Source organism: Aeromicrobium sp. Leaf350 (assembly GCF_916858655.1).
GTDB lineage: Bacteria > Actinomycetota > Actinomycetes > Propionibacteriales > Nocardioidaceae > Aeromicrobium.
Genome location: NZ_CAKASL010000001.1, coordinates 845,278 through 867,037 on the forward strand (window position 1 = coordinate 845,278; position 21,760 = coordinate 867,037).

Below are 21,760 nucleotides of genomic sequence, written 5' to 3' on the forward strand. Positions count from 1 at the left end.
CTGCTTTTGTCGAGCGACTCTCAAAAGTCGATTGCTAGGCAAGCGAAAGAAGATCGTGGTTCACTCGAACCGTGCGAACCGGTGACCTCTTCGAGCTGCTGAAGGACGGGCGGCCCTGGACCCGGGCGGAGCTCGCCGAGACGACGGGCCTGGCCCGGTCGACGGTGGCCGCCCGGATCGACGTCCTGATGCGCCTGGGTCTCGTGGCGCCGTTCGGCGACGCCCGGTCCACCGGGGGCCGTCCCCCCGCCCTGTTCGCCCTGAACCCCGCCGCCAAGGTCGTCGTGGGCGTCGACGTCGGCGCGACGCACGTGCGCGCCGTCCTGGCCGACCTCACCGGCACGATCCTGGGCGAGGAGGCCACCGACCTCCCGGTCGCCGACGGGCCCGAGGCCGTGCTCGGCTGGATCGTCGGCGCCGCGGCACGACTCACCGCCACCGCACCCCAGGCCCAGCTCGCCGCGGTGGGCATCGGCCTGCCCGGTCCGGTCGAGCACTCCACGGGGCGGCCCATCAGCCCGCCGATCATGCCGGGCTGGGACCGGTACGACGTCGTCGAGCACGTCAGGCGCAGCACCGGCGTCCCCGTGCTGGTCGACAACGACGTCAACATCATGGCGCTCGGCGAGCGGCGGGCCCACCTGTCCGACGTCGACGACCTCGTGCTCATCAAGGTCGCCACCGGCATCGGTGCCGGCATCGTCTCCGGCGGCCGCTTGCAGCGCGGCGCCCAGGGAACGGCCGGCGACCTGGGGCACGTGCGCGTGGCCCGTGCGGGTGACGTCGTGTGTCGGTGCGGCAACACCGGATGTCTCGAGGCCCTCGCGGCGGGCCCCGCGCTCGCCGAGGCGCTGCGGGCGCGCGGCGTCCAGGCGCGGTCGGGCCAGGACGTCGTCGACCTCGTGCGCGCCGGCGACGCCGCGGCGATCGCCGTGGTGCGGGACGCGGGCCGCGACATCGGCGAGGTCGTGGCCACGATGGTCAACCTCGTCAACCCGTCCGTGGTGGTGATCGGCGGCCAGCTGGCCGGCGCGGGCGAGCACCTCCTGGCCGGCATCCGCGAGGTCGTCTACCTCCGCTCACTGCCTCTGGCGACGGCGCAGCTCCGCATCGAGTCGTCGCGGGCGGGCACCGAGGCCGGCGTGCTGGGCGCCGTGGCCCTGGCGGTCGACCACGTGCTCTCGCCCAGCGCGGTCGAGGCTGCGAGCCTCGCGCTGCTGGAGGCCTGAGCCTCAGGCGGCCGAGGCCAGCACGGCCTCGACCTGCTCGCGGCGCGGGAGACCCGAGGCGCGACCCACGACGGCTCCGGCCGGGTCGACGACCAGCACCGTGGGCGTGCGCAGGATGTTCAGCCGGCGGACCAGCTCGAGGTTCGACTCCGCGTCGACCTCGACGTGGGCGACGCCCTCCCGCCCGCGGACGACGTCGGTGAGCAGGACCCGCGTCGCGCGGCACGGGCTGCAGAACGAGCTCGAGAACTGCACCAGGGTGAGTCGCTCACCGAGCTCTCCGCCGATCTCGGCCGCCGTGACGACATCCGAGGCCGTGGCGGCCTGCCCCGGCGGCGCCTGGCTGCGGAAGCGGCCGTCGACGCGGCGCTTGAGCACGGCGATGACGGCCGTGGCCACCAAGGCCGCGAGCAGCACCCACACGCCGATCATGGAACCAGCCTACGTCGCCGACCCCGACGCGCACGGTCGTCTCAGGCTCCGACGCCGAGCTGACCGATGAGGTGCACGAGGGGCGCGGCGAGCGCGACCGACATGGCCCCGGGGAAGCCCCAGCCCGAGGACGCGTGCCGGCGCCCCTCGCCCCAGGCCCGCCCGACGACCTGGCCGAGCACGGCGCCGATCGAGACCTGCGCGCCCATCAGCAGGCCGAAGACCCAGGTGAACGTGAAGAAGCCGCCCCACAGCTGGGCCACCAGCGCACAGGCGACGGCGCTGCCCGCCATCGCGATCGACGCCACGAGGTAGCGGTCGCCGGGCAGGCTCCACAGCAGCACGCCGACGGCGACCCCGACCGCGCCGAGCACGACCGACTCCTCCCCCAGCGGGTTCCGGGCCGCCGTGATCCACCCGACCGTGAGGGCCGCCAGCAGGCTCGCGGTCGCCGCGTGGGCGGCAGTGACGACGAGCTCGCGCCGCCCGTCGCGGCGGAACATCTGCGAGAGCAGCGCCACGACGAGACCGGCCGCGGTGGCCGGGACGATCGCGACGAGCGAGCCCGGCACGACCTCGGCGATGTCGCCCGCGGTGGTGCCGTCGGCACCCACGAGCGAGCGGGGCCACAGGGTCAGCACCGTCGCGACGAGGGAGGCGGTCATGATCGCCGCGACCTTGGGCGCCCGGACCGTGCGGCCTCGGGCGTCGGCGGGGTGCGGACCGACGGCGATCTGCGCCTGCACCAGCAGCACCGTCGCGGCGACCAGCACCGGATCGGCCTGGACCGCGGCGGCGATCACGGCGACGAGCGCGACCGTCCACAGCGCGGGGGTCAGTCGCGAGGGGGCACGACGGGCGGGGGCGCGGCGAGGAGGTCGGGGCGGGTTCGCGGGCTCGCCACCGGCATCCGCCGGGGAGGCTGCGTGGCCCTGGGAGGGCGAGCCTCGATGGGCGCTGCGCGACACCACCGCATGATGTCATCCGGCTCCACCCCGCGCTGCGGGACACGCGTGCGGGAGGTCCGCGTGTCCGTCCCGTGTCGTGTCCGCGGACGCGACATCTGCCGGAGTGATGCCTGTCACCTGTTCGACATGCCCTGGAGATTGACCCGACACGTGCGTTAGAGTTGAAATCGCAATGAGGCCCGGCGAGTTCGCCGCGGCCTCGTCCTGTATCCGGGGTCCCTCGCACCAGGGGGGTCCATCCATCCGGAGGTGCCCGTGTCCCACCTGCTCCTGCTCACCAAGAGCCCGCAGTCGTCGGTGGAGGTGCTCCCGGCCCTGGCGCTGCTGCCGCACCACGTGCGCATCCTCCCGGCGGAGGCCAGCGCCCTGCTCGACGCCCCGTCCTGCGACGCCGTGCTGGTCGATGGACGCCACGACCTCGCCCAGGTGCGCAGCCTGACCCGCGTCATCCGCACGACCGGCATCGAGGTGCCGCTCCTGGTCGTCCTGACCGAGGGCGGCCTCGCGGTCGCCGCTGCCGACTGGGGCATGGACGACGTCATCCTGACCACCGCCGGTCCCGCCGAGCTCGAGGCGCGCCTGCGTCTGGGCATCGGCCGCATCGCCGCCGCCTCGAACGGCGCCGGCGAGAGCCACGTCATCTCCACGAGCGGCCTGGTCGTCGACGACGCCACCTACACCGCGAAGCTCGAGGGTCGCTCGCTCGACCTGACCTTCAAGGAGTTCGAGCTCATCAAGTTCCTGGCGCAGCACCCCGGCCGGGTCTTCACCCGCCAGCAGCTGCTGCAGGAGGTCTGGGGCTACGATTACTTCGGCGGCACCCGCACCGTCGACGTCCACGTCCGCCGCCTGCGCGCCAAGCTCGGCCCGGAGCACGAGACGCTGATCGGCACCGTGCGCAACGTCGGCTACCGGTTCGTCTCGACCAAGGCCGACAGCCGCGAGACCGCCGACGCGAACGCCTGACGGCGGAGCCTGACAGACTCAGGCCGTGGCCCGTCTCACCGCGCACGACCTGATCGACCTCGTCCTCGACGAGGGCTCCGTCGAGTCCTGGGACTCCCCCATCGACATCTCGGGGCACGCCGAGCCCTACCGCCGTGAGCTCGAGGCCGCCGCCGAGCGCGCCGGCACCGACGAGTCGATCCTGACCGGGCGCGGCACGATGCGCGGCCGACCCGTCGCGTTCGTCGTCAACGAGTTCCGCTTCCTCGCCGGCTCGATCGGGCGGGCCTCGGCCGACCGCATCGTCGCCGCCGTGCGCCGGGCGACCGCGGAGGGCCTGCCGATCCTCGCGGCGACGGCCTCCGGCGGCACCCGCATGCAGGAGGGCACGCCGGCGTTCGTGCGGATGATCGACATCAGCCGTGCCCTGATGGACCATCGCCAGGCCGGCCTGCCGTACCTGGTGTACCTGCGCCACCCGACGACCGGAGGCGTCTTCGCCTCGTGGGGCTCGCTGGGTCACGTGCGCATCGCCGAGCCGGGCGCCCTGATCGGCTTCCTGGGTCCGAAGGTCTACGAGCTGCTCAACGGCCGACCGTTCCCGGCCGGCGTGCAGACGTCGGAGAACCTCGTGCGGCACGGCGTCGTCGACGCCGTCGTGATCCCCGACGAGCTGCCGATGGTCGTCGACCGCACGCTCTCGCTCCTCGTCGACGGCCCGCGGCCCCGCGAGCTGCAGCCGCGGCGGGCCCCCGTCGAGCGCCGCCTCGACACGTGGGAGTCGATCGAGCTGACCCGCGCCCCGCACCGCACCGGCGTGCGCGAGGTGCTGCGGCACGGCAGCGACGCGACGGTCCGCCTGCAGGGCACGGGCGAGGGCGAGCGCGACGCCGCGATGATCGTGGCCCTGGCCCGGCTCGACGGGCAGCCCTGCGTGGTGATCGGGCAGGACCGCACGACCCAGACCCCGGAGTCGCCGATGGGCCCGGCCGCCCTGCGCGAGGCGCGCCGCGGCATGGAGCTCGCCGACGAGCTCGGGCTGCCGCTCGTCTCGTTCATCGACACCCCGGGCGCGGAGCTCTCGCCGGAAGCCGAGCAGGGGGCCATCGCGGGCGAGATCGCGCGGTGCATCAGCCAGATGTCGACGCTGCGCGTGCCGACCGTCTCGGTGCTGCTCGGTCAGGGCTGCGGAGGTGGCGCGCTGGCCCTCCTGCCGGCCGACATCGTGGTCGCGACCGAGCACTCGTGGCTGTCGCCGCTGCCGCCCGAGGGTGCGAGCGCGATCGTGCACGGCGACGTCGAGCACGCCGCCGAGATGGCGACGTCGCAGCAGGTCAGCGCCGTCGACCTCCACCGCCACGGGGTCGTGCACCAGCTGGTGCGCGAGTACCCCGACGACGACGCCGAGTCGCTGGCCCGCGCCGTCGCGGCCGAGGTCGCGGCCCAGCTCGAGGCGTTGAGGGCGCGATGAACGAGCACCTGACCGAGCTGGCGCGGCGCGCGACGGAGTTCGACGGCGTCGAGCCGTTCAACGAGGCCACCCGGATGGCGCTCGCGGCCCGCGAGGAGCCGCGCGTCGACGTCCGCATCGAGGCGGGGCCCCAGCTGGTGGCCGCGGCGATCGCCGTCGGCGACGCGCCGGTCGAGCTGGTCGTCGATCCCCGGTTCCGCCGCGGGGGCCTGGGGCACCGGGTCGCAGCGTCGGTCCTCGACGAGGGCGAGACCCGCTTCTGGGCGCACGGCGACCTGCTGCCGGCGCAGAAGCTCGCGCGTCGGCTCGGGCTGGAGGCCGAGCGCACCCTGCTCGTGCTGCGGCGCGAGGGAGCTCCCCCGGTCGACCTGCGGGTGCCGGAGGGCGTCACGATCCGCACGTTCACCGAGGCGGACGCCGAGGCCGTGGTGGCGGTCAACGCGCGGGCGTTCGCGTCGCACCCTGAGCAGGGCGCGATGGACCTCGCGGACTTCCGCCGGCGCACGCAGTCGTCGTGGTTCGATCCCGAGGGCCTCTTCGTGGCCGAGCGTGACGGCGAGGTCGTCGGCTTCCACTGGACCAAGATCGAGGACGGCGTGGGCGAGGTCTATGTCGTCGGCGTCGACCCGTCGGCGCACGGCGCCGGGCTCGGCACGGCTCTCACGGCCCGCGGCCTCCAGCACCTCGACCGGCAGGTGCAGGTCGTCGACCTCTACGTCGAGGCCGACAACGACCCCGCCCTCGTCGTCTACCGCCGTCTCGGCTTCACCGAGCACGCCCGCGACACCCTCTACGCCCGCTGACCCCACCCACCCCGGTGAGCGGTGAGTTACGGGCGTGTCCCGCGGGTCGGCGGTGAGTTACGGGCGTGTCCCGCGGGTCGGCGGTGAGCTAGGGACGTGTCCGGCGCCTCTACACGTCCCTAAGTCACCGCCCGAGAGCGGGACACGTCCCTAAGTCACCGCCCGCGGGTGGGGTGGGGTGGGGTCAGGAGAGGCCGCGCTGGAGGGCGGCGGCGAGGCGGCGGATGGCGGCGGGGGCGCTGCGGCCGAAGGAGGCCATGTTGGCGAAGCCGTGGATCAGCGACTCCTCGCACTGGTACTCGACCCTGACCCCGGCCGCGCGCATCAGCTCGGCGTACTCGGCGCCCTCGTCCAGCAACGGGTCGAAGCCGGCCGTGACGACGTAGGCCGGCGGGACGCCGGTGACGTCACCCCGGATGGGCGAGAGCCGCGGGTCGGCGCGGTCCTCGTCGCCGACGAGGTAGTTCTCCTCCGCCTTGTCCATGAAGCCGGTCGTCAGGTAGAAGCCCTCCCCGAACGTGTGCCGGCTCGGCCGCCGCTCCGCGAAGTCGGTCGCCGGGTAGATCAGCAGCTGGAACGCCGGCTGCTGGGCGGCGCCACCGTCCCTGGCCTCGCGCGCCGCCTGCTGGGCGACGACCGCCGCGAGGTTGCCACCGGCGCTGTCGCCGCCGACCGCGATGCGCGTCGGGTCGATGCCGAGCCCGGCCGCGCTGTCGCGCACCCACTCCCACGCCGCCCACGCGTCGTCGACCGCCGCGGGGAACTGCGCCTCGGGCGCGAGCCGGTAGTCGACCGCGACGACGCGCACCTGCGCCGCCTCCGCGAGGTAGCGGCAGAGGGCGTCGTGGCTCTCCAGGTCGCCGTAGATCCAGCCGCCGCCGTGGTAGAACACCAGCGCCGGCGAGGCACCCGACAGGTCGCGCGGCGTGTAGAACCGCAGCCCGAGCCGGCCGCCGGGTCCGTCGATGAAGCGGTCGGTCACCGCGCCGATCGGCAGCGTGCCGCCCGCGAGCTGCGAGCTCGCGCGCAGGATCTTGCGCCCCCGGGTCACGCTGACGTCCTCGACCGCCGGCCCCTCGATCCGGGCGAGCTTGAGCAGCAGCTGCATCTCGTGGTCGAGCTGCTTGCCGTCGCGCACGACCGGCGCGCCCGCAGCAGCCTTCAGGACGCGGGCGGGAAGCCGCATGACGCCGCGGGCCGAGACCCCCCGCACAGCGCCGAGGACGGTACCGAGGGACGGGCCAGGAGTCGCCATGTCGGCAAGGTACCGCACCACCCGTCGTTCACCTCGCGTCTACGTTCTCGTGCCACGATGTGGCCATGGAGAGTGCAGATCTGGACGTCACGGACGTGACGTCTCCCGACGAGTTCGACGTCGATCCACCCTTTGACGCCACCGCGGGCACCCTCCCGGACGACCGGTTCCTCGACCGCGAGCTCTCCTGGATCTCGTTCAACGAGCGCGTGCTCGAGCTCGCCAAGGACGCGAGCCTGCCGCTGCTCGAGCGCGTGCGCTTCATGGCGATCTTCGCGAGCAACCTCGACGAGTTCTTCATGGTGCGCGTCGCGGGCCTCAAGCGTCGCATCGCGGCCGGGGTCGCCGTGCCGTCGTCGAGCGGCCTGCACCCCAAGGAGGTGCTGGCCCGCAGCCTCGCCGCCAGCCAGGACCTCCAGCGCCGCCACGCCGAGCACCTGCACGAGCACCTCGACGCCGACCTCAGCGCGGCGGGCATCGAGCTGCTCCGCTGGGACGACCTCACGGCCGACGAGCAGGAGAACCTCGGCGCGACCTATCGCGAGCGCGTGTTCCCCGTCCTCACCCCGCTGGCCGTCGACCCGGCGCACCCGTTCCCGTACATCTCCGGCCTCTCGCTCAACCTGGCCGTCGTGCTCCGCAACCCCGCGACGGGCAAGGACCACTTCGCCCGCGTCAAGGTGCCGCCCATCATCAACCGCTGGATGGAGGTCGGCCCGCAGCGCTACCTGCCGCTCGAGGACGCGATGGCGGCCCACCTGCACCTGTTGTTCCCCGGTATGGAGATCGTCGCCCACCACACGTTCCGCGTGACCCGCAACGAGGACCTCGAGGTCGAGGAGGACGACGCGGAGAACCTGCTCAAGGCGCTCGAGCAGGAGCTGCTGCGCCGCAAGTTCGGCCCGGCCGTGCGCCTCGAGGTCGAGCCGACCATCGATCCGGACGTGCTGGAGCTGCTCACCTCCGAGCTCGGAGTGCGCGACGACGAGGTCGTCCGCCTGCCCGGACCGCTCGACCTGCGCTCACTCAACGAGATCGCCGACATCGACCGGCCCGAGCTGCACTACGAGCCGTTCGTTCCCGGCACGCACGAGCACCTGGCCGAGGTCGAGACCGCGAGCCCGGCCGACCTGTTCAGCGCGCTGCGCAAGCGCGACGTGCTCGTGCACCACCCGTACGACTCCTTCGCCACGAGCGTGCAGCGCTTCATCGAGCAGGCCGCCGCCGACCCGAAGGTCCTGGCGATCAAGCAGACGCTGTACCGCACCTCGGGCGACTCGCCCATCATCGACTCCCTGATCGACGCGGCCCGCGCCGGCAAGCAGGTCCTGGTGCTGGTCGAGATCAAGGCCCGCTTCGACGAGCAGGCCAACATCCGCTGGGCCCGCAAGCTCGAGCGGGCCGGCTGCCACGTCGTGTACGGCATCGTCGGCCTCAAGACGCACTGCAAGCTCGCCCTCGTGCTGCGCGACGAGCCCGACGGCCTGCGGCGGTACGCCCACATCGGCACGGGCAACTACAACCCGAAGACCGCGCGCCACTACGAAGACCTGGGCCTGCTCACGGCGAACCAGGACATCACCCGCGACCTCACCGACCTGTTCAACCACCTGTCGGGGTTCTCGCAGCAGAGCGAGTACGGCACGCTGCTGACTGCGCCGACCCACCTGCGCACGGGCCTGCTCGACCGCATCCGTCGCGAGATCGAGCACCATCGCGCCGGCCGCGAGGCCCACATCCGCATCAAGGTGAACTCGCTCGTCGACGAGGCCCTGATCGACGCGCTGTACGAGGCGTCCGTCGCCGGGGTGCCGGTCGACATCGTGGTCCGCGGCATCTGCGCGATCCGGCCCGGAGTCCCCGGGCTGAGCGAGAACATCCGGGCGATCAGCGTGCTGGGGCGGTTCCTCGAGCACAGCCGGGCGTACTGGTTCGCCAACGGCGGCACGCCCGAGGCCTGGATCGGCTCCGCCGACCTGATGCACCGCAACCTCGACCGCCGCGTCGAGGTGCTCGTGCGCATCCCGTCGGAGGCGCAGACCGATCGCATCGGCGACCTGCTCGCGACATCGGCCGACGACGAGACCGCGAACTGGCACCTGACGGCCGACGGCGAGTGGGTCCGCGGCGCGGGCACGCGCGACCTCCAGGCCGCGCTGATCGAGAACTCACGCCGTCGCCGGTCGCGCACGAAGGGCTGAGCCCGACCGTGCGATCGCGCTGGTCAGGACCGGCACCGACTCCTGCGTGCTCAGCAGGACGCGAGGACGAGGGGTCCGGCGAACGCCATGAGCGAGACCGCCCCGTCCTGACGGTCCAGGTCGAGCACCGCGACGCCGTCGTCGACGCTCTGACGTGTCAGCTCGATCGACTCCTCGACGGTGCCGGTCTGGCCGATGAAGGGTCCGGTCGCCAGCCGGGACCGCACCTCGGCCTGCTCGGCGGCCTGGGTGCTGGAGTCGAAGGTCATCGCGACCACGAACCGGTCGGGCTCGTCCGTCGGCGCGGCGGAGACGTCGAGACCTCGGACCAGCCAGCGGTACGGGCGGAGCTCGCCGGCAGCGTCGACGGCCACGGCCGCCTGGGCCGCGATGTCGGGGCCGGACTCGGCCGGGTCGGTCGAGTCGCAGCCCGCCTGACCGTCCTGGAGGGCGAACACGTCGAGCGCGGACGCCTGGGCCCAGGTGCGCGCCGCGGTCGGGTCGTCGGCCAGAGACTCGGCGCGCCCCTCGGCGATCGCGGTGAGCTGCTCCACCACCGGCACCTCGGAGGATGCGACGGCGACGCCGTCGCCGAGCAGGCGCACCTGCTGGAAGGTCTCCGGCGTCGAGGCGCCGTCGACCCGCAGGTCGGACAGGTCGATGGTCCAGAGCCCGTCGCTCTCGACGTAGCCGACGTCGCGCAGGCGCGCCTCGGTGCGGCTCCTCGACTCGGGCAGGCCGACCAGCAGACCGGTGCCCGCGGAGGTCTGCACGAACGCCTCCCAGCGCACGGTCCGCGGCGACCAGCCCAGACCCTCGGCCACCACGACGTCGCTCGAGACGAGCGTCGAACGGGTCGCGAGGTCACGGTCCGACGCCGCGGCGACCAGGCCGTCGCCGCTCTCGCCCAGGCGGTCGCGCACCGACTCCCAGTCGGTCACGTCGAGGCCGGCCAGGTCGGCGGGCACCAGGCGTGCGACGTCCTGCACGCGCGCGTCAGCCCCCAGGCGCTCGGAGACGACGACACCGGCACCCACGGCGGCGGCCAGCACGGCCACGGCGACGGCGGAGGCCGTCCAGCCCCTCGGCGTCCAGCTCCTCACGCCCACGACGACCGCCTCTCCTCGGGTCCGAGCCCGACCACGGCGGCCCGCGTGCGGGTGCACCGACCGACGGCTAGGACAATACGACCATGACGCGCGAGCGAACCATCGTGGCCGCTGGCGGGATCGTCTGGCGCCCCCGCGCCGGCTCCCGCAACGGCGTCGAGGTCCTCGTGGCACACCGGCCCCGGTACGACGACTGGACCTTCCCCAAGGGCAAGCGCGACGACGGCGAGCCCGTGCAGCGCACCGCGGTCCGCGAGATCGAGGAGGAGACGGGTTTCCGGGTCCACCTCGGCGTGCCGCTGCCCGCCGTGAGGTACCGCGTCGGGGCCGGCCCGAAGATCGTGCACTACTGGACGGCACAGCCCGACGCGGTCGACCCGGGCGCGTTCGTGCCGAACAAGGAGGTCGACGAGGTGCGCTGGGCCCGCCCCCGCGTGGCGCGCGACCTGCTGACCTACAGCCACGACCGCGACCTGCTCGCCGCGTTCCGCGGGCGCCGCGACGCGGGCCACCACAGGGCGCGGTCGCTCGTGCTGCTGCGCCACGGCAAGGCCGCGTCCGCCGGCCGGTGGCGCGGCGACGACCACGACCGGCCGCTGACCGAGCTCGGCCTGCGCCAGGCGGACGACCTGGGGCAGACCCTCGCGCCGTACGGACCGCTCCGGATGTTCGCGAGCCCCGCACTGCGCTGCCGCCAGACCCTGGAGCCCCTCTCCACCCACGTCGGTCAGCCCGTCACGCTCGACCGCCGCCTCGTCGAGAGCGCACCCCCGGCCGCGATCGCGGCCGTCATCCGCGAGGCGATGGCCCGCCGCGGGCTCACGGTGCTGTGCAGCCACCTGCCGACGCTGATGGGGGCCTTCGACGCCGTCGGGCTCAAGCCGCTCGACCTCGCCCCCGGCGAGGGCGTCGTGGTGCACCACCGGCACGGCCGCGTCGTCTCGACCGAACGCCTGCCGTAGCCCCGTCGGGAGTGACCTTCGTTACCTGACGGACACCCCCTGCGCCCGGAACCCCACCGGAGCTGCGGGACCGTTCCCGGATCGTTCACGTCTCGTTCACCCAGCTCGGGGCCCCGATACACCTGGCCTCCCTAGCGTCACCACGTCAGTCCCCCCGTTCCCCTGAAGGGAAATTCACGTGAAGCGCAACACCCTGCGAGCCTCGGTCTCCGCCGCGGCCGTCCTCTCCCTCGCCCTCGTGCTCGGTGCCTGTGGCGCCGGCAACGAGGAGTCCTCCGGCTCCGGCGACCTGTCCGGCACGCTGAACGGCGCGGGCGCCAGCTCGCAGCAGGCCACCGTCGCTGCGTGGAAGTCCTCCTTCCAGACCGAGAACCCCGACGCCACGGTCAACTACGACCCGGTCGGCTCGGGCGGCGGCCGTGAGCAGTTCATCGCCGGCGGCGTCGACTTCGCCGGTTCCGACGCGCCCCTCGACGACGAGGAGCTCGCGGCGGCCAAGGAGCGTTGCGGCGGCGAGATCGTCGAGGTCCCCGTCTACGTCAGCCCCATCGCGGTCGTCTTCAACCTCGAGGGCGTCGACTCGCTCAACCTCTCGGCCCAGACCATCGGCGCCATCTTCGAGGGCACCATCACGACCTGGAACGACCCGGCCATCGCCGCGGACAACCCGGACGCCGACCTGCCGTCCGACCCCATCGTGACGGTCCACCGTTCCGACGACTCGGGCACCACCAAGAACTTCACGGCCTACCTCGAGGAGACCTCGGGCGGCTCGTGGACCGCGGGTGAGGTCGAGACCTGGCCGACCCCGGAGGGCGAGAGCGCCCAGGGCACCGCCGGCATGATCGATCGCGTCGGCGCCACCGCCAACTCGATCGGCTACGCCGACGCCAGCCAGGCCGGCGACCTGTCCACCGCCGCCGTCAAGGTCGGCGAGGACTTCGTCGAGTACTCGCCCGAGGCCGCTGCCGCGATCCTCGAGAAGTCCGCGCCCATCGAGGGTCGTGGCGAGACCGACCTCGCGCTCGAGATCGACCGCGCGACGGAGGAGGCCGGCGTCTACCCGGTCGTCCTGGTCTCCTACGCGATCGCCTGCCAGACCTACGAGGACGAGGCGAAGGCCGAGCTCGTCAAGGGCTGGCTGGCCTACCTCGTCAGCGAGGAGGGCCAGGCGAAGGCGGCTGAGGACGCCGGCGCCGCGCCGATCGGTGGCGACATCGCCACGCAGGCCCAGGACGCCGTCGAGACGATCTCGGCAGGCTGATTCCGTTCGGGGGCCGGTCAGTGAGAGTCTGAAGACCTCACGGGCCGGCCCCCGACGGGGTCCACCCCCACCACGACCACCAGTTCTTCGGAAAGTAGGAACGCCGTGAGCAGCACGACCGAGCGGGAGAAGGAAGCCCCTCGTCCCGTTCGCCGTCCAGGCGACCGCATCTTCGAGGCCCTCTCCACGAGCGCCGGCATCCTGATCCTGCTGACGCTCCTGGGCGTCGCGGTGTTCCTGACGCTCGAGGGACTCCCCGGCATCACGGCCTCCGCCGACGAGATCGGCGGCAAGACCGGCGGCAAGGGCTTCTTCGCCTACGTCTGGCCCCTGGTCTTCGGCACCGTCTGGGCCGCGTTCATCGCGCTCATCATCGCCGTGCCCGTCGCGATCGGCGTGGCGCTCTACATCTCGCACTACGCCCCCCGACGCCTGAGCTCGACGCTCGGCTACGTCATCGACCTCCTGGCCGCCGTGCCGTCGGTCGTCTACGGCCTCTGGGGCCTGCTGTTCCTCTCGCGCGAGCTCGCGCCGTTCTACCAGTGGCTCGCCGACACCTTCGGGTTCATCCCGTTCTTCGCGGGCAACCCCTCCGGCGGCGTCTCGGCCAACAGCATCCTGACTGCGAGCCTGGTGCTCGCCGTCATGGTCCTGCCGATCATCACCGCGATCTGCCGCGAGATCTTCCTGCAGACCCCCCGCCTGCACGAGGAGGCCGCCCTGGCCCTCGGTGCGACGCGCTGGGAGATGGTCCGCCTCGCGGTCTTCCCCTACGCCCGCTCCGGCATCGTCTCGGCCTCGATGCTCGGCCTCGGCCGCGCGCTCGGCGAGACGATGGCCGTCGCCATGGTCCTCTCCGCCTCGGGCGTCGTGACGTTCAACCTGATCGGCAGCACCAACCCGAGCACGATCGCCGCCAACATCGCGCTGCAGTTCCCCGAGGCCTTCGGCACCTTCACCAACGTGCTGATCGCCACCGGCCTCGTGCTGTTCGTGATCACCTTCGCCGCCAACTTCGCCGCACGCGCCATCGTGGAGCGTCGCAAGGACTTCTCGGGAGCCAACTGATGACCACGACGCTTCAGAAGACGCCTGAGCCCTTCGACCTCAAGAGCGAGCTGCAGGAGCACCAGCTGCCCCTGTGGGTCCCGAAGGCCATCGTCGCCGGCGCCGCCGTGGTCGGCGTGCTGCTGGCCGTCAGCGGTGCCGTCTCGATCGCGCAGGCCGTGCTGATCGGCTGGGCCCTCACCTGGGCGCTGCCCATCGCCTCCCGCGTGGTCGAGGGTGGCCGCAAGGCCAGCGACCGCACCGTGACGCTGCTGGTTTCCAGCGCGTTCGGCCTGGCACTGATCCCGCTGGGCTCGATCCTGTGGCTGGTCATCAGCCGCGGCGGACCGCAGCTCAGCGCCGAGTTCTTCACCTACTCGATGCGCAACGTCGTCGGCGAGGGCGGCGGCATCTACCACGCGCTGGTCGGCACGCTGCTCATCACGGCGGCCGCCACGATCATCTCGGTGCCGATCGGCCTGTTCACGGCGATCTACCTCGTCGAGTACGGCGACGGCAACCGGCTCTCGCGCTCCATCACCTTCCTGGTCGACGTCATGACGGGCATCCCGTCGATCGTCGCCGGCCTCTTCGCCTACGCGCTCTTCGTGATCTTCTTCGGCGAGGGCATCCGACTGGGCATCGGCGGCGCGGTCGCGCTGGCGGTGCTCATGGTGCCGATCGTCGTGCGGGCGTGCGAGGAGATGCTGAAGCTCGTGCCCAACGAGCTCCGCGAGGCTGCCTTCGCGCTCGGCGTGCCGAAGTGGCGCACCGTCGTCAAGGTCGTGCTCCCGACGGCGATCTCGGGCATCGTGACAGGTGTGACCCTCGCGATCGCCCGTGTCATCGGCGAGACCGCGCCGCTGCTGATCATCGCGGGCCTGACCGACTCGGTGAACTTCAACCTGTTCTCCGAGCGCATGACGACGCTGCCGGTGTTCACGTACTTCTCGGTGAAGTTCCCCGGCGTCCCGCCGGAGGCCAGCATCGACCGGGGCTGGGGCGCCGCCCTGGTGCTCATCATCATCGTGATGCTGCTGAACCTCGTCGCCCGCGCCGTGAGCTACTTCTTCTCCCCCAAGGGCGAGCGATGAGTCGCCCGCACCTCGTCTCCTCCCCCGACCTGACCGACCGCGCCGCGCGGCTCGGGCTCTGAAAGGAAAACCGATGGCCAAGAGCATCGACGTCTCGGACCTGAACATCTACTACGGGGACTTCCTCGCCGTCGAGGGCGTCAACATCACGATCCCCCAGAAGTCCGTCACGGCCTTCATCGGCCCGTCGGGCTGCGGCAAGTCGACCTTCCTGCGCTCGCTGAACCGCATGCACGAAGTCATCAAGGGCGCCCACGTCGACGGCAAGGTGCTCGTCGACGGCAACGACCTCTACGGCGCCGACATGGACCCGGTCAACGTCCGCCGCATGATCGGCATGGTCTTCCAGCGCCCGAACCCCTTCCCGACGATGAGCATCTACGACAACGTGCTCGCCGGGCAGAAGCTCAACAGCAAGAAGATGAAGAAGTCCGAGGCCGACACCACGGTCGAGCGGGCGCTGCGCCAGGCCGGCCTGTGGGCCGAGGTCAAGGACCGTCTGGACCGTCCCGGCTCGGGCCTCTCGGGTGGTCAGCAGCAGCGTCTGTGCATCGCTCGCGCGGTGGCGGTGCAGCCCGAGATCCTGCTGATGGACGAGCCCTGCTCGGCCCTCGACCCGATCTCGACGAGCGTCATCGAGGACCTGATCCACGAGCTCAAGACCGAGTACACGATCGTCATCGTGACCCACAACATGCAGCAGGCCGCCCGCGTCAGCGACGACACGGCGTTCTTCAACCTCGCGGGCGTGGGTCAGCCCGGCAAGCTGGTCGAGTCGGGTCGCACGGAGAAGATCTTCTCCAACCCCGACAACCCCGCCACCGAGGCCTACATCCAGGGCCGGTTCGGCTGAGCCGAGCTCCCGCACGCACGACGAAGGCTCCCTGCGCCAGCAGGGGGCCTTCGCAGTTCCCACCCCTGCCCCCGCCGGGCGGCGGTGAGCCAGCAACCTTCTGGACCCGCTGAGCGGTTGGCTGCTCACCGCCCCCGCCCCGCCGACTCGTCCGTGCCCGCTTGTCGGGTCCGTCGGGAGCGTTGACCTGCCGAGAACTACGGCAGGAAGGTGCGGACGACGAAGTAGGTCAGGGCCGACACAGAGGCGGCCGCGGGGATCGTCACGACCCACGCGACCACGATGCCGCGGGCCACGCCCCAGCGCACCGCGCTGATGCGCTTGGTGGCCCCGGCGCCCATGATCGCCGAGGTGATCGTGTGGGTCGTCGAGACGGGCGCGTGCAGGCCGATCGCCATGACGTAGAGCACGGTGGCCGCGACGCTCTCGGAGGCGAACCCGCGGGGCGGGTCGAGGTCGATGATGCGGCGCCCCAGGGTGCGCATGATGCGCCAACCGCCCGAGTAGGTGCCGGCCGCGATCGCCGAGGCCGCAGCGATGATGACCCAGAGCGGCACCCCGTCGCCGTCGGAGTAGCCACCGGCCACCAGGGCCAGCACGATGACGCCCATCGTCTTCTGGGCGTCCTGCAGGCCGTGTCCGAGGGACATGCCGGCGGCCGAGACCGTCTGGGCGTGACGGAACCCGCGGGTGACCTTGTGCGGGTTCGCCTTGCGGAAGCCCCACATGATCCCGGTCATCACGATGAACGCGCCGGCGAAGCCCAGCAGGGGTGAGAGCACCATCGGGATGGCGACCTTCTCGACCAGCAGGTCCCACGAGACGGTCGTGGCCGAGGCGATGCCCGCGCCGACGATGCCGCCGATGAGGGCGTGCGAGGACGACGACGGGATGCCGAAGTACCAGGTGATGAGGTTCCAGGTGATCGCGCCGATGAGGGCCGCGAGGACGATCGTCAGGGCGTGGGCCCGGTCGGAGTCGGACACACTGGTGACGCCGTCGATGTCGATGAGCTCCTGGATGGTCTCGGCGACCTTCACGCCCAGGAGGGCGCCCACGAAGTTCAGGATCGCCGCCATCGCGAGGGCGACACGCGGTGTCAGCGCGCGCGTGGAGACGGAGGTGGCGATCGCGTTGGCGGCGTCGTGGAAGCCGTTGGTGTAGTCGAACACCAGGGCGATGACCACGACGGCGATGACCATCGCCAGGACGAGGTCCACCCTCAGGACTCCTTGACGGCGATCTGCTCGACGATGTTGGCCACCGTCTCCAGGGCGTCGATCGCCTGCTCGACGGACTCCACGACGTCCTTCATCTTCAGGACCTGCATCGCCTTGTACGAGCCGCCGAAGAGGTGGGCCAGGATCCGGCGGTGGTTGCGGTCGCCCTCGTTCTCGAGCCGGTTGATCTCGATCCAGTACTCGTCGAGGTCCTTCATGGTGCGCAGGCGTGGCATCGAGTCGGCGGTGAGCCGCGAGGCGCGCTGCAGGACGTCGAGCTGGTCGGCGAAGTGCGGCGGGAACTCGGTGACGTCGTAGAGGACGATCGAGTCGACCGCCTCCTCCATGAAGTCCATGACGTCGTCCAGGGCGCTGGCGAGGGAGTAGATGTCCTCGCGGTCGAAGGGCGTGACGAACGTGCTGTTCACGAGGCGGACGATGCGGTGGGTCGTCTCGTCGGCCTGGTGCTCGGCGTCGCGCATGCTGTTCGACAGCGCCTCGCGATCGACGCCGTCGGCGAGGATGCTCGCCAACAGGTCGGAGCCGGCCACGAGGTGGCTGGCGGATTCGGAGAAGAGATCGTAGAAGGTCGTCTCCACCGGTCGGATGCGGAAGCGCACGCCTTGCTCCTGTCAACGGTCAGTTGGCCGTGACCATGCTAGGGGTTCACCGGCTGGTCACCAACGTGACCGCGTGAGTTGGCCCGTCAGCCCTCGTCCGCGGGGTGGTCGGCGTCGTCGCCGAGGCCCAGGATCTGGTCGACCTGGTCCTGCGAGAGGGGCTCGTCCGCGTCGGTGGCCGCGATCATGAGCTTGCTCGTCAGCTCGATCTCATCGAGCGCCGTGTCGTCACGCAGGCGCTCGTCCAGCGGCTCCGTCATGTCCTCCCTACCTTCTCCCCCGAGAGGATCAGAGTAACGCTGCGCCCCGCACCACGCGGACCAATCCAGTGACCGGACGGAGGACCCGGGAGGTTCGGTGGTGGTAGCCCGCCGAACTTGACTTACTTGACCTTCCGGTTGGTAAAGTAAGTACCATGCCCGAACCTGCTCACCGCCCTTCGCAGCGGCCCGCCCTGCTGGACGCGGCGCTCGGCGTCGTGCGCGACGGCGAGTCCCTCTCGCTCGAGTCGGCTGCCCGCGCCGCCGGCGTCACCAAGCCCGGTCTCATGTACCACTTCGCCACGAAGGAGGCGCTCGTCGCCGCCCTCGTCGACCACGTGCTCGACCGCCACGAGACGACCCTCGCCGAGCTGCTCCCCCAGGGTCCGGCCGCGGCCGAGGCCTCCGACCGGATCGCCGCCTACGCCCGCTGGGCCCTGTCCTTCGAGCACGACGCGGCCGACCTCGTCCTCTTCAGCGACCCGCGCCTGCGCGAGCAGATGGCCGAGCGCTGGGCCACGCGGTTCGCACCGTGGGTGCACGTGCCCAGCGACCTCCCCGCCGAGGAGCGTGCTCGACTGCAGGCCGTCCGCCTGATGGCCGACGGCTCGTGGTTCGCCGACGCGACCTCGACCCTCCCGGTGCCCCCGGAGGACCGCGAGGCCCTGCTCGCGACCGCCCTCGACCTGATCGGACGGAACCCGTCGTGAAGAAGTGGCTCCTGCTCGCCGGCGCCATCGGCAGCGAGGTGACGGCCTCGCTGTCCCTGAAGGGCGCGCTCGACCGACCGGCGCTCTACGTCGTCGTTGCGGTCGGGTTCGTCGCCGCCTTCACGTTCCTGTTCGCCGCCCTCGGGCAGGGCATGCCGCTGGGCGCGGCCTACGGCATCTGGGCGGCGTGCGGCGTCGCCCTGACGGCGATGCTGTCCGCCGCCATCTATGACGAGCCGCTCACGCCCCTGATGGGGCTTGGCATCGTCGTCATCATCGGCGGCGTGCTGCTGGTCGAGCTCGGGTCCCAGGCGGCGCGCTCCCGGACCGCCGCGCCCGACGTGAACCAGGGAGGCGACCGCTGATGGAGTGGGTCTACCTCGTGGTCGCGATCCTCACCGAGGTCGCCGCCACCCTGTCGCTCCGCATGGCGAGCACGGGTTCGCGGGCGTGGTTCGGCGTGGTCGGCGTCGGGTACCTCGCGGCCTTCACGGCGCTCAGCCTCAGCCTGTCCGAGGGCATGAACCTCGGCGTCGCCTACGGCATCTGGGCCGCCAGCGGCGTCGCCCTGACGGCGGTCCTGTCGCGGATCCTGTTCCAGGAGGCGCTGACCTGGGTCATGAGCCTGGGCATCGTGCTGATCGCCACCGGCGTGCTGCTGGTGGAGCTCGGAGCCACGCACTGACCCGGTACGGCGCGGGGCACCCGCCGACGGTGGCAGACTGAACCCCGCCAGGGCCTCTAGCTCAACTGGCAGAGCAGCGGACTTTTAATCCGCGGGTTGTGGGTTCGAGTCCCACGGGGCCTACCAACGAACGATCAAATGGTTCGCTCGCATTGCAGTCAGAGCGTGCACGGGATCCCTTCACCGGTCGAGCGAGCGCACTCCGTTGGCCCGCCCCCACCACCCTGGCGGCCTCACCCCGACTGTCACCTATCGCTGCAGCAGTCCCTCCCGCTTCGGATGTGTTGTCCCGGCAGCCGACCGACGCGATCCGCGATCCACGACAGGCAAGCTGGATGAACCGTCCCGGCCGGTACGGACCCGGCCCATCGTGATCCGGCGGGTGACACGATACGGAAATGATCGACGCTGGGGCATCGCTGAATCCGCACCTGAGCAACGACGAGCGCACTCTGTTGCTGCGTGGCTTGGGAGAGTGGGGAGGGCTGGCAACAATGACCGACAGGATCGCCAGCCTCATTGGTTTCGCCGACGCGGAAAGTTTTCGCTCTGAACGTGACCGCATGTCCGAATCCATTCGCACCGGGTCACCCATGTCGCAGACGGATTGGAGGCGGGCGCTCCTCGGCACCGAGATCGCATTCGTGAGCGACGTCTTGGGAGTTGGCGTTGATTGGCCCACCACGACCGGCCTCGAAGACGTCAACACCATCTCAATCCTGCGGGGCCTCCAGAGAAAACTGATCTGACCTCGGGGACCGTCACTTGCAAGCGACCCTCCTCGCGGGTCCGCTCACGCCCAAGCCGCCAGGAGCCTGACCCGCGGCCCATCAAGCAGGATCGTCCGTGCGTCCGGCATCCTGAGCGGACGTTCCTACCAGTCGCGACACACCCGTCGCACTACTCGGGCCGCGGGTGCTCACCCGAATCGAATGAGCGCTGCAGTTGCAGCCAGAACGCGGGGTTCGTGGGAAGCGACGCGCATCTCTGTGGGAAGCCGACTCGAGCAGCCCAATTCAGCCCTTGCTATCCGAGGAAGGATCGAGTCTCGCAACTACCCCACCGCCGACGGTGCGCGTTCCCCCTGACAGCCGAGGCGCCCCCGGCGCCGTGATCACCACTCCCAGCGGGCACCGAGCGATCCGGGACCGAAGTCCGTCTGGCGGTAGTGGAGTCCGGTCGCACCGTCGAGCGACACGGGCCAGGCGTGCTGCAGGCCGTCCTCGTCGAACCAGACCCAGGCCCTCGCCGGCAGGCAGTCGGGGTGGAACCTGACCCAGATTATGGCCTCCTCGAGTCGCTGCTCGGCCACGAGCCCGTACTCGGTCTCCAGGTCGGGCCGACCGTCGACGACCGCCTCGCACTCGGTGACGACCGCCTCGCCCTCGCTCAGCGGACGCTCGAACGTGATCGTCGTTCCGATGATCCCGTTGCCGAGCCGCTCCGCGTTCTGGACCGAGCAGCCGCTGACGGCGCGCAGCACCACGTCGTTGTCCTGGGTGCCCTTGTCGGGCCCGGCGAAGATGGTGACGCCCTCGACGTCGGCCCGACGAGCGACGAAGATCTGCACGAGACGGACGCGCTGGACCTCCCGCTCCGGTCCCACGTCCACGGTCATCTGGAAGACCACCCGGTCGACGTCGGCCTCACCGACGAGACTCTGCAGCGTCGGCTCGCCCACGAGCTCGTCGAACGGACGCGGACGCTCCGCGCCGCCGCGGGCGAGCCGGCCGCCCAGGTCGCCCTCCCCCAGATCGAGCACCCGCTCGAGCTCGGGGACGGCCTCGAGCGAGCGCCGACGTTCGGGCTCACGCAGACCTGCGCGCCAGTACGACAACGACGCCAGCGATATCGGGTGCCCGACGGCGATCAGCCTCTCTCGCACCTGCTGGAGCGTCATCCGGCGTGCACGGATCGCCTCGTCGAGCACGGTCGCGAAGGTCCCCGTCCCGGTGAGGTCCGTCATGGGCAGATTCTCTCGCGCTTTCACTTGCGCCGGGCCAGAAGTGAATTCTTCGGTCCTACCGTCCTCGCGACCCATCCATCCGAGCGAGGAGAGCCACATGGAACCGTGTGCTCGCGCGCCGAGACGCGTGCTCGCCGCACCGACCGACTCGGTGCTGCTCGAGCGATGCCGCACCGGCGACGGGCAGGCGTGGGACCTGCTGGTCGCGCGCTACGAGCGCCTGGTCTTCTCCGTCGCGCTCCGCAACGGCACCAGTCGCGAGGATGCCGCCGACGTCACCCAGACGACCTTCGTCGCCCTGATCGACTCGCTGCACCGGCTCGAGGACGACACCCGCCTCGCGTCGTGGCTCATGACCGTCGCCCGACGCCAGGCCTGGCGCGCCCGCTCCACGTCGCGCCGCGACCTCCCGCTCGAGACCGCCGCCGAGGCGACGGGTCAGGATCCCTACGAGCTCTGGGACACCCAGACCGCCGTCCACGACGCCCTGGCAACCCTGGGCGGCACGTGCCGCGAGCTGCTGCTCGCCCTCTACTTCGACTCCGAGGAGCCGAGCTACGCCGACATCGCCGCCGACATGGGGCGCTCGATCGGCGGGATCGGACCGATGCGCGGCCGCTGCCTCGACCGGCTCCGCTCGATCATCACGCAGGAGGTCTGAGGCGC

General features: G+C 71.5%; 23 protein-coding genes and 1 tRNA gene. 16 read left to right on the forward strand and 8 right to left on the reverse strand.

The window, feature by feature from the left end:
- The first annotated feature begins 71 nt into the window (after positions 1-71).
- A complete protein-coding gene (locus LO931_RS04245) occupies positions 72-1,229 on the forward strand; it encodes an ROK family transcriptional regulator (protein ID WP_229051978.1) in 1,158 nt (385 codons plus the stop codon).
- Positions 1,230-1,232: 3 nt separating this feature from the next.
- Here LO931_RS04245 and LO931_RS04250 read toward each other — a convergent pair whose 3' ends face one another.
- Both LO931_RS04250 and LO931_RS04255 read right to left on the reverse strand, forming a co-directional pair.
- Entirely contained in the window at positions 1,233-1,661 is a 429-nt protein-coding gene (locus LO931_RS04250; protein WP_229051980.1) for a thioredoxin family protein, read from the reverse strand.
- 41 nt (positions 1,662-1,702) lie between these two features.
- Positions 1,703-2,629 carry a hypothetical protein gene (locus LO931_RS04255; protein ID WP_229051982.1) on the reverse strand — a complete coding sequence of 309 codons (927 nt, stop codon included), beginning with the start codon at positions 2,627-2,629 and terminating at the stop codon, positions 1,703-1,705.
- Between the two features lie 255 nt (positions 2,630-2,884).
- Here LO931_RS04255 and LO931_RS04260 point away from each other — a divergent pair, with 255 nt between their 5' ends.
- From LO931_RS04260 to mshD, 3 genes are read left to right on the forward strand one after another with little or no spacing between them, the layout of a single operon-like run.
- Positions 2,885-3,595 carry a response regulator transcription factor gene (locus LO931_RS04260; RefSeq protein ID WP_229051983.1) on the forward strand — a complete coding sequence of 237 codons (711 nt, stop codon included), beginning with the start codon at positions 2,885-2,887 and terminating at the stop codon, positions 3,593-3,595.
- A 25-nt stretch (positions 3,596-3,620) separates the two neighbouring features.
- A complete protein-coding gene (locus LO931_RS04265) occupies positions 3,621-5,045 on the forward strand; it encodes an acetyl-CoA carboxylase carboxyltransferase subunit alpha/beta (protein WP_229051985.1) in 1,425 nt (474 codons plus the stop codon).
- Complete coding sequence (mshD, locus tag LO931_RS04270; protein WP_229051987.1) at positions 5,042-5,848, forward strand: mycothiol synthase; 807 nt, start codon at positions 5,042-5,044, stop codon at positions 5,846-5,848. The genes LO931_RS04265 and mshD overlap by 4 nt, the downstream gene beginning before the upstream one ends.
- A 184-nt stretch (positions 5,849-6,032) precedes the next feature.
- On the opposite strand, the gene LO931_RS04275 is transcribed toward mshD, so the two are convergent.
- Positions 6,033-7,103 (reverse strand): alpha/beta hydrolase, encoded by a 1,071-nt coding sequence (locus LO931_RS04275; protein WP_229051989.1) that lies wholly within the window; start codon positions 7,101-7,103, stop codon positions 6,033-6,035.
- Between the two features lie 65 nt (positions 7,104-7,168).
- Between LO931_RS04275 and LO931_RS04280 the strand changes: the two genes are divergently transcribed.
- The gene (locus LO931_RS04280) at positions 7,169-9,304 is read left to right on the forward strand and encodes an RNA degradosome polyphosphate kinase (RefSeq protein WP_229051990.1); all 2,136 of its coding nucleotides are present in this window, start codon (positions 7,169-7,171) and stop codon (positions 9,302-9,304) included.
- Positions 9,305-9,354: 50 nt separating this feature from the next.
- On the opposite strand, the gene LO931_RS04285 is transcribed toward LO931_RS04280, so the two are convergent.
- Positions 9,355-10,413 carry a hypothetical protein gene (locus LO931_RS04285; protein WP_229051992.1) on the reverse strand — a complete coding sequence of 353 codons (1,059 nt, stop codon included), beginning with the start codon at positions 10,411-10,413 and terminating at the stop codon, positions 9,355-9,357.
- Between the two features lie 83 nt (positions 10,414-10,496).
- Between LO931_RS04285 and LO931_RS04290 the strand changes: the two genes are divergently transcribed.
- The 5 genes from LO931_RS04290 (at position 10,497) to pstB (ending at position 15,633) form a co-directional block, all read left to right on the forward strand.
- Entirely contained in the window at positions 10,497-11,375 is an 879-nt protein-coding gene (locus LO931_RS04290; protein WP_229051993.1) for an NUDIX hydrolase, read from the forward strand.
- A gap of 178 nt (positions 11,376-11,553) precedes the next feature.
- A complete protein-coding gene (gene pstS / locus LO931_RS04295) occupies positions 11,554-12,639 on the forward strand; it encodes a phosphate ABC transporter substrate-binding protein PstS (protein ID WP_229051995.1) in 1,086 nt (361 codons plus the stop codon).
- 105 nt (positions 12,640-12,744) lie between these two features.
- Positions 12,745-13,707: a phosphate ABC transporter permease subunit PstC gene (gene pstC / locus LO931_RS04300; protein WP_229051996.1), complete on the forward strand. Its 963-nt coding sequence runs from the start codon at positions 12,745-12,747 to the stop codon at positions 13,705-13,707.
- The gene (gene pstA / locus LO931_RS04305) at positions 13,707-14,780 is read left to right on the forward strand and encodes a phosphate ABC transporter permease PstA (RefSeq protein WP_229051998.1); all 1,074 of its coding nucleotides are present in this window, start codon (positions 13,707-13,709) and stop codon (positions 14,778-14,780) included. Before pstC ends, pstA begins: the two co-directional genes overlap by 1 nt.
- A 73-nt stretch (positions 14,781-14,853) precedes the next feature.
- Complete coding sequence (gene pstB, locus LO931_RS04310; protein ID WP_229051999.1) at positions 14,854-15,633, forward strand: phosphate ABC transporter ATP-binding protein PstB; 780 nt, start codon at positions 14,854-14,856, stop codon at positions 15,631-15,633.
- A gap of 197 nt (positions 15,634-15,830) precedes the next feature.
- Here the strand turns inward: pstB and LO931_RS04315 are convergent, their stop codons facing one another.
- The 3 genes from LO931_RS04315 to LO931_RS04325 form a co-directional block, all read right to left on the reverse strand.
- Positions 15,831-16,853: an inorganic phosphate transporter gene (locus LO931_RS04315; protein ID WP_304523494.1), complete on the reverse strand. Its 1,023-nt coding sequence runs from the start codon at positions 16,851-16,853 to the stop codon at positions 15,831-15,833.
- 2 nt (positions 16,854-16,855) lie between these two features.
- Complete coding sequence (locus LO931_RS04320) at positions 16,856-17,473, reverse strand: DUF47 domain-containing protein (protein ID WP_229052000.1); 618 nt, start codon at positions 17,471-17,473, stop codon at positions 16,856-16,858.
- A gap of 86 nt (positions 17,474-17,559) precedes the next feature.
- Positions 17,560-17,733, reverse strand: coding sequence for a hypothetical protein (locus tag LO931_RS04325; RefSeq protein ID WP_229052003.1), 174 nt, complete (start codon positions 17,731-17,733; stop codon positions 17,560-17,562).
- A gap of 155 nt (positions 17,734-17,888) precedes the next feature.
- Between LO931_RS04325 and LO931_RS04330 the strand changes: the two genes are divergently transcribed.
- The 5 genes from LO931_RS04330 (at position 17,889) to LO931_RS04350 (ending at position 19,877) form a co-directional block, all read left to right on the forward strand.
- Positions 17,889-18,443 carry a TetR/AcrR family transcriptional regulator gene (locus LO931_RS04330; protein ID WP_229052005.1) on the forward strand — a complete coding sequence of 185 codons (555 nt, stop codon included), beginning with the start codon at positions 17,889-17,891 and terminating at the stop codon, positions 18,441-18,443.
- A complete protein-coding gene (locus LO931_RS04335; protein ID WP_229052007.1) occupies positions 18,440-18,808 on the forward strand; it encodes a multidrug efflux SMR transporter in 369 nt (122 codons plus the stop codon). Before LO931_RS04330 ends, LO931_RS04335 begins: the two co-directional genes overlap by 4 nt.
- Positions 18,808-19,128 (forward strand): multidrug efflux SMR transporter, encoded by a 321-nt coding sequence (locus LO931_RS04340; RefSeq protein WP_229052009.1) that lies wholly within the window; start codon positions 18,808-18,810, stop codon positions 19,126-19,128. The genes LO931_RS04335 and LO931_RS04340 overlap by 1 nt, the downstream gene beginning before the upstream one ends.
- Before the next feature lie 50 nt (positions 19,129-19,178).
- A tRNA-Lys gene (locus tag LO931_RS04345) sits at positions 19,179-19,254 on the forward strand.
- Positions 19,255-19,526: 272 nt separating this feature from the next.
- On the forward strand, positions 19,527-19,877 hold the full coding sequence (locus tag LO931_RS04350) for a hypothetical protein (RefSeq protein ID WP_229052011.1): 351 nt from the start codon (positions 19,527-19,529) through the stop codon (positions 19,875-19,877).
- 365 nt (positions 19,878-20,242) lie between these two features.
- On the opposite strand, the gene LO931_RS04355 is transcribed toward LO931_RS04350, so the two are convergent.
- On the reverse strand, positions 20,243-21,094 hold the full coding sequence (locus LO931_RS04355) for a hypothetical protein (RefSeq protein ID WP_229052014.1): 852 nt from the start codon (positions 21,092-21,094) through the stop codon (positions 20,243-20,245).
- 97 nt (positions 21,095-21,191) lie between these two features.
- On the opposite strand from LO931_RS04355, the gene LO931_RS04360 reads away from it, so the two are divergent.
- A complete protein-coding gene (locus LO931_RS04360) occupies positions 21,192-21,755 on the forward strand; it encodes an RNA polymerase sigma factor (protein WP_229052015.1) in 564 nt (187 codons plus the stop codon).
- The last annotated feature ends 5 nt before the right edge of the window (positions 21,756-21,760 follow it).

What these genes read in the sequence shown, in the direction of transcription:
- LO931_RS04250 (WP_229051980.1), bottom strand. Translation starts at nt 1,661, where the DNA reads ATGATCGGCGTGTGGGTGCTGCTCGCGGCCTTGGTGGCCACGGCCGTC.
- mshD (WP_229051987.1), top strand. Translation starts at nt 5,042, where the DNA reads ATGAACGAGCACCTGACCGAGCTGGCGCGGCGCGCGACGGAGTTCGAC.
- LO931_RS04275 (WP_229051989.1), bottom strand. Translation starts at nt 7,103, where the DNA reads ATGGCGACTCCTGGCCCGTCCCTCGGTACCGTCCTCGGCGCTGTGCGG.
- LO931_RS04280 (WP_229051990.1), top strand. Translation starts at nt 7,169, where the DNA reads ATGGAGAGTGCAGATCTGGACGTCACGGACGTGACGTCTCCCGACGAG.
- LO931_RS04290 (WP_229051993.1), top strand. Translation starts at nt 10,497, where the DNA reads ATGACGCGCGAGCGAACCATCGTGGCCGCTGGCGGGATCGTCTGGCGC.
- pstA (WP_229051998.1), top strand. Translation starts at nt 13,707, where the DNA reads ATGACCACGACGCTTCAGAAGACGCCTGAGCCCTTCGACCTCAAGAGC.
- pstB (WP_229051999.1), top strand. Translation starts at nt 14,854, where the DNA reads ATGGCCAAGAGCATCGACGTCTCGGACCTGAACATCTACTACGGGGAC.
- LO931_RS04325 (WP_229052003.1), bottom strand. Translation starts at nt 17,733, where the DNA reads ATGACGGAGCCGCTGGACGAGCGCCTGCGTGACGACACGGCGCTCGAT.
- LO931_RS04330 (WP_229052005.1), top strand. Translation starts at nt 17,889, where the DNA reads ATGCCCGAACCTGCTCACCGCCCTTCGCAGCGGCCCGCCCTGCTGGAC.
- LO931_RS04340 (WP_229052009.1), top strand. Translation starts at nt 18,808, where the DNA reads ATGGAGTGGGTCTACCTCGTGGTCGCGATCCTCACCGAGGTCGCCGCC.
- LO931_RS04350 (WP_229052011.1), top strand. Translation starts at nt 19,527, where the DNA reads ATGATCGACGCTGGGGCATCGCTGAATCCGCACCTGAGCAACGACGAG.
- LO931_RS04355 (WP_229052014.1), bottom strand. Translation starts at nt 21,094, where the DNA reads ATGACGGACCTCACCGGGACGGGGACCTTCGCGACCGTGCTCGACGAG.
- LO931_RS04360 (WP_229052015.1), top strand. Translation starts at nt 21,192, where the DNA reads ATGGAACCGTGTGCTCGCGCGCCGAGACGCGTGCTCGCCGCACCGACC.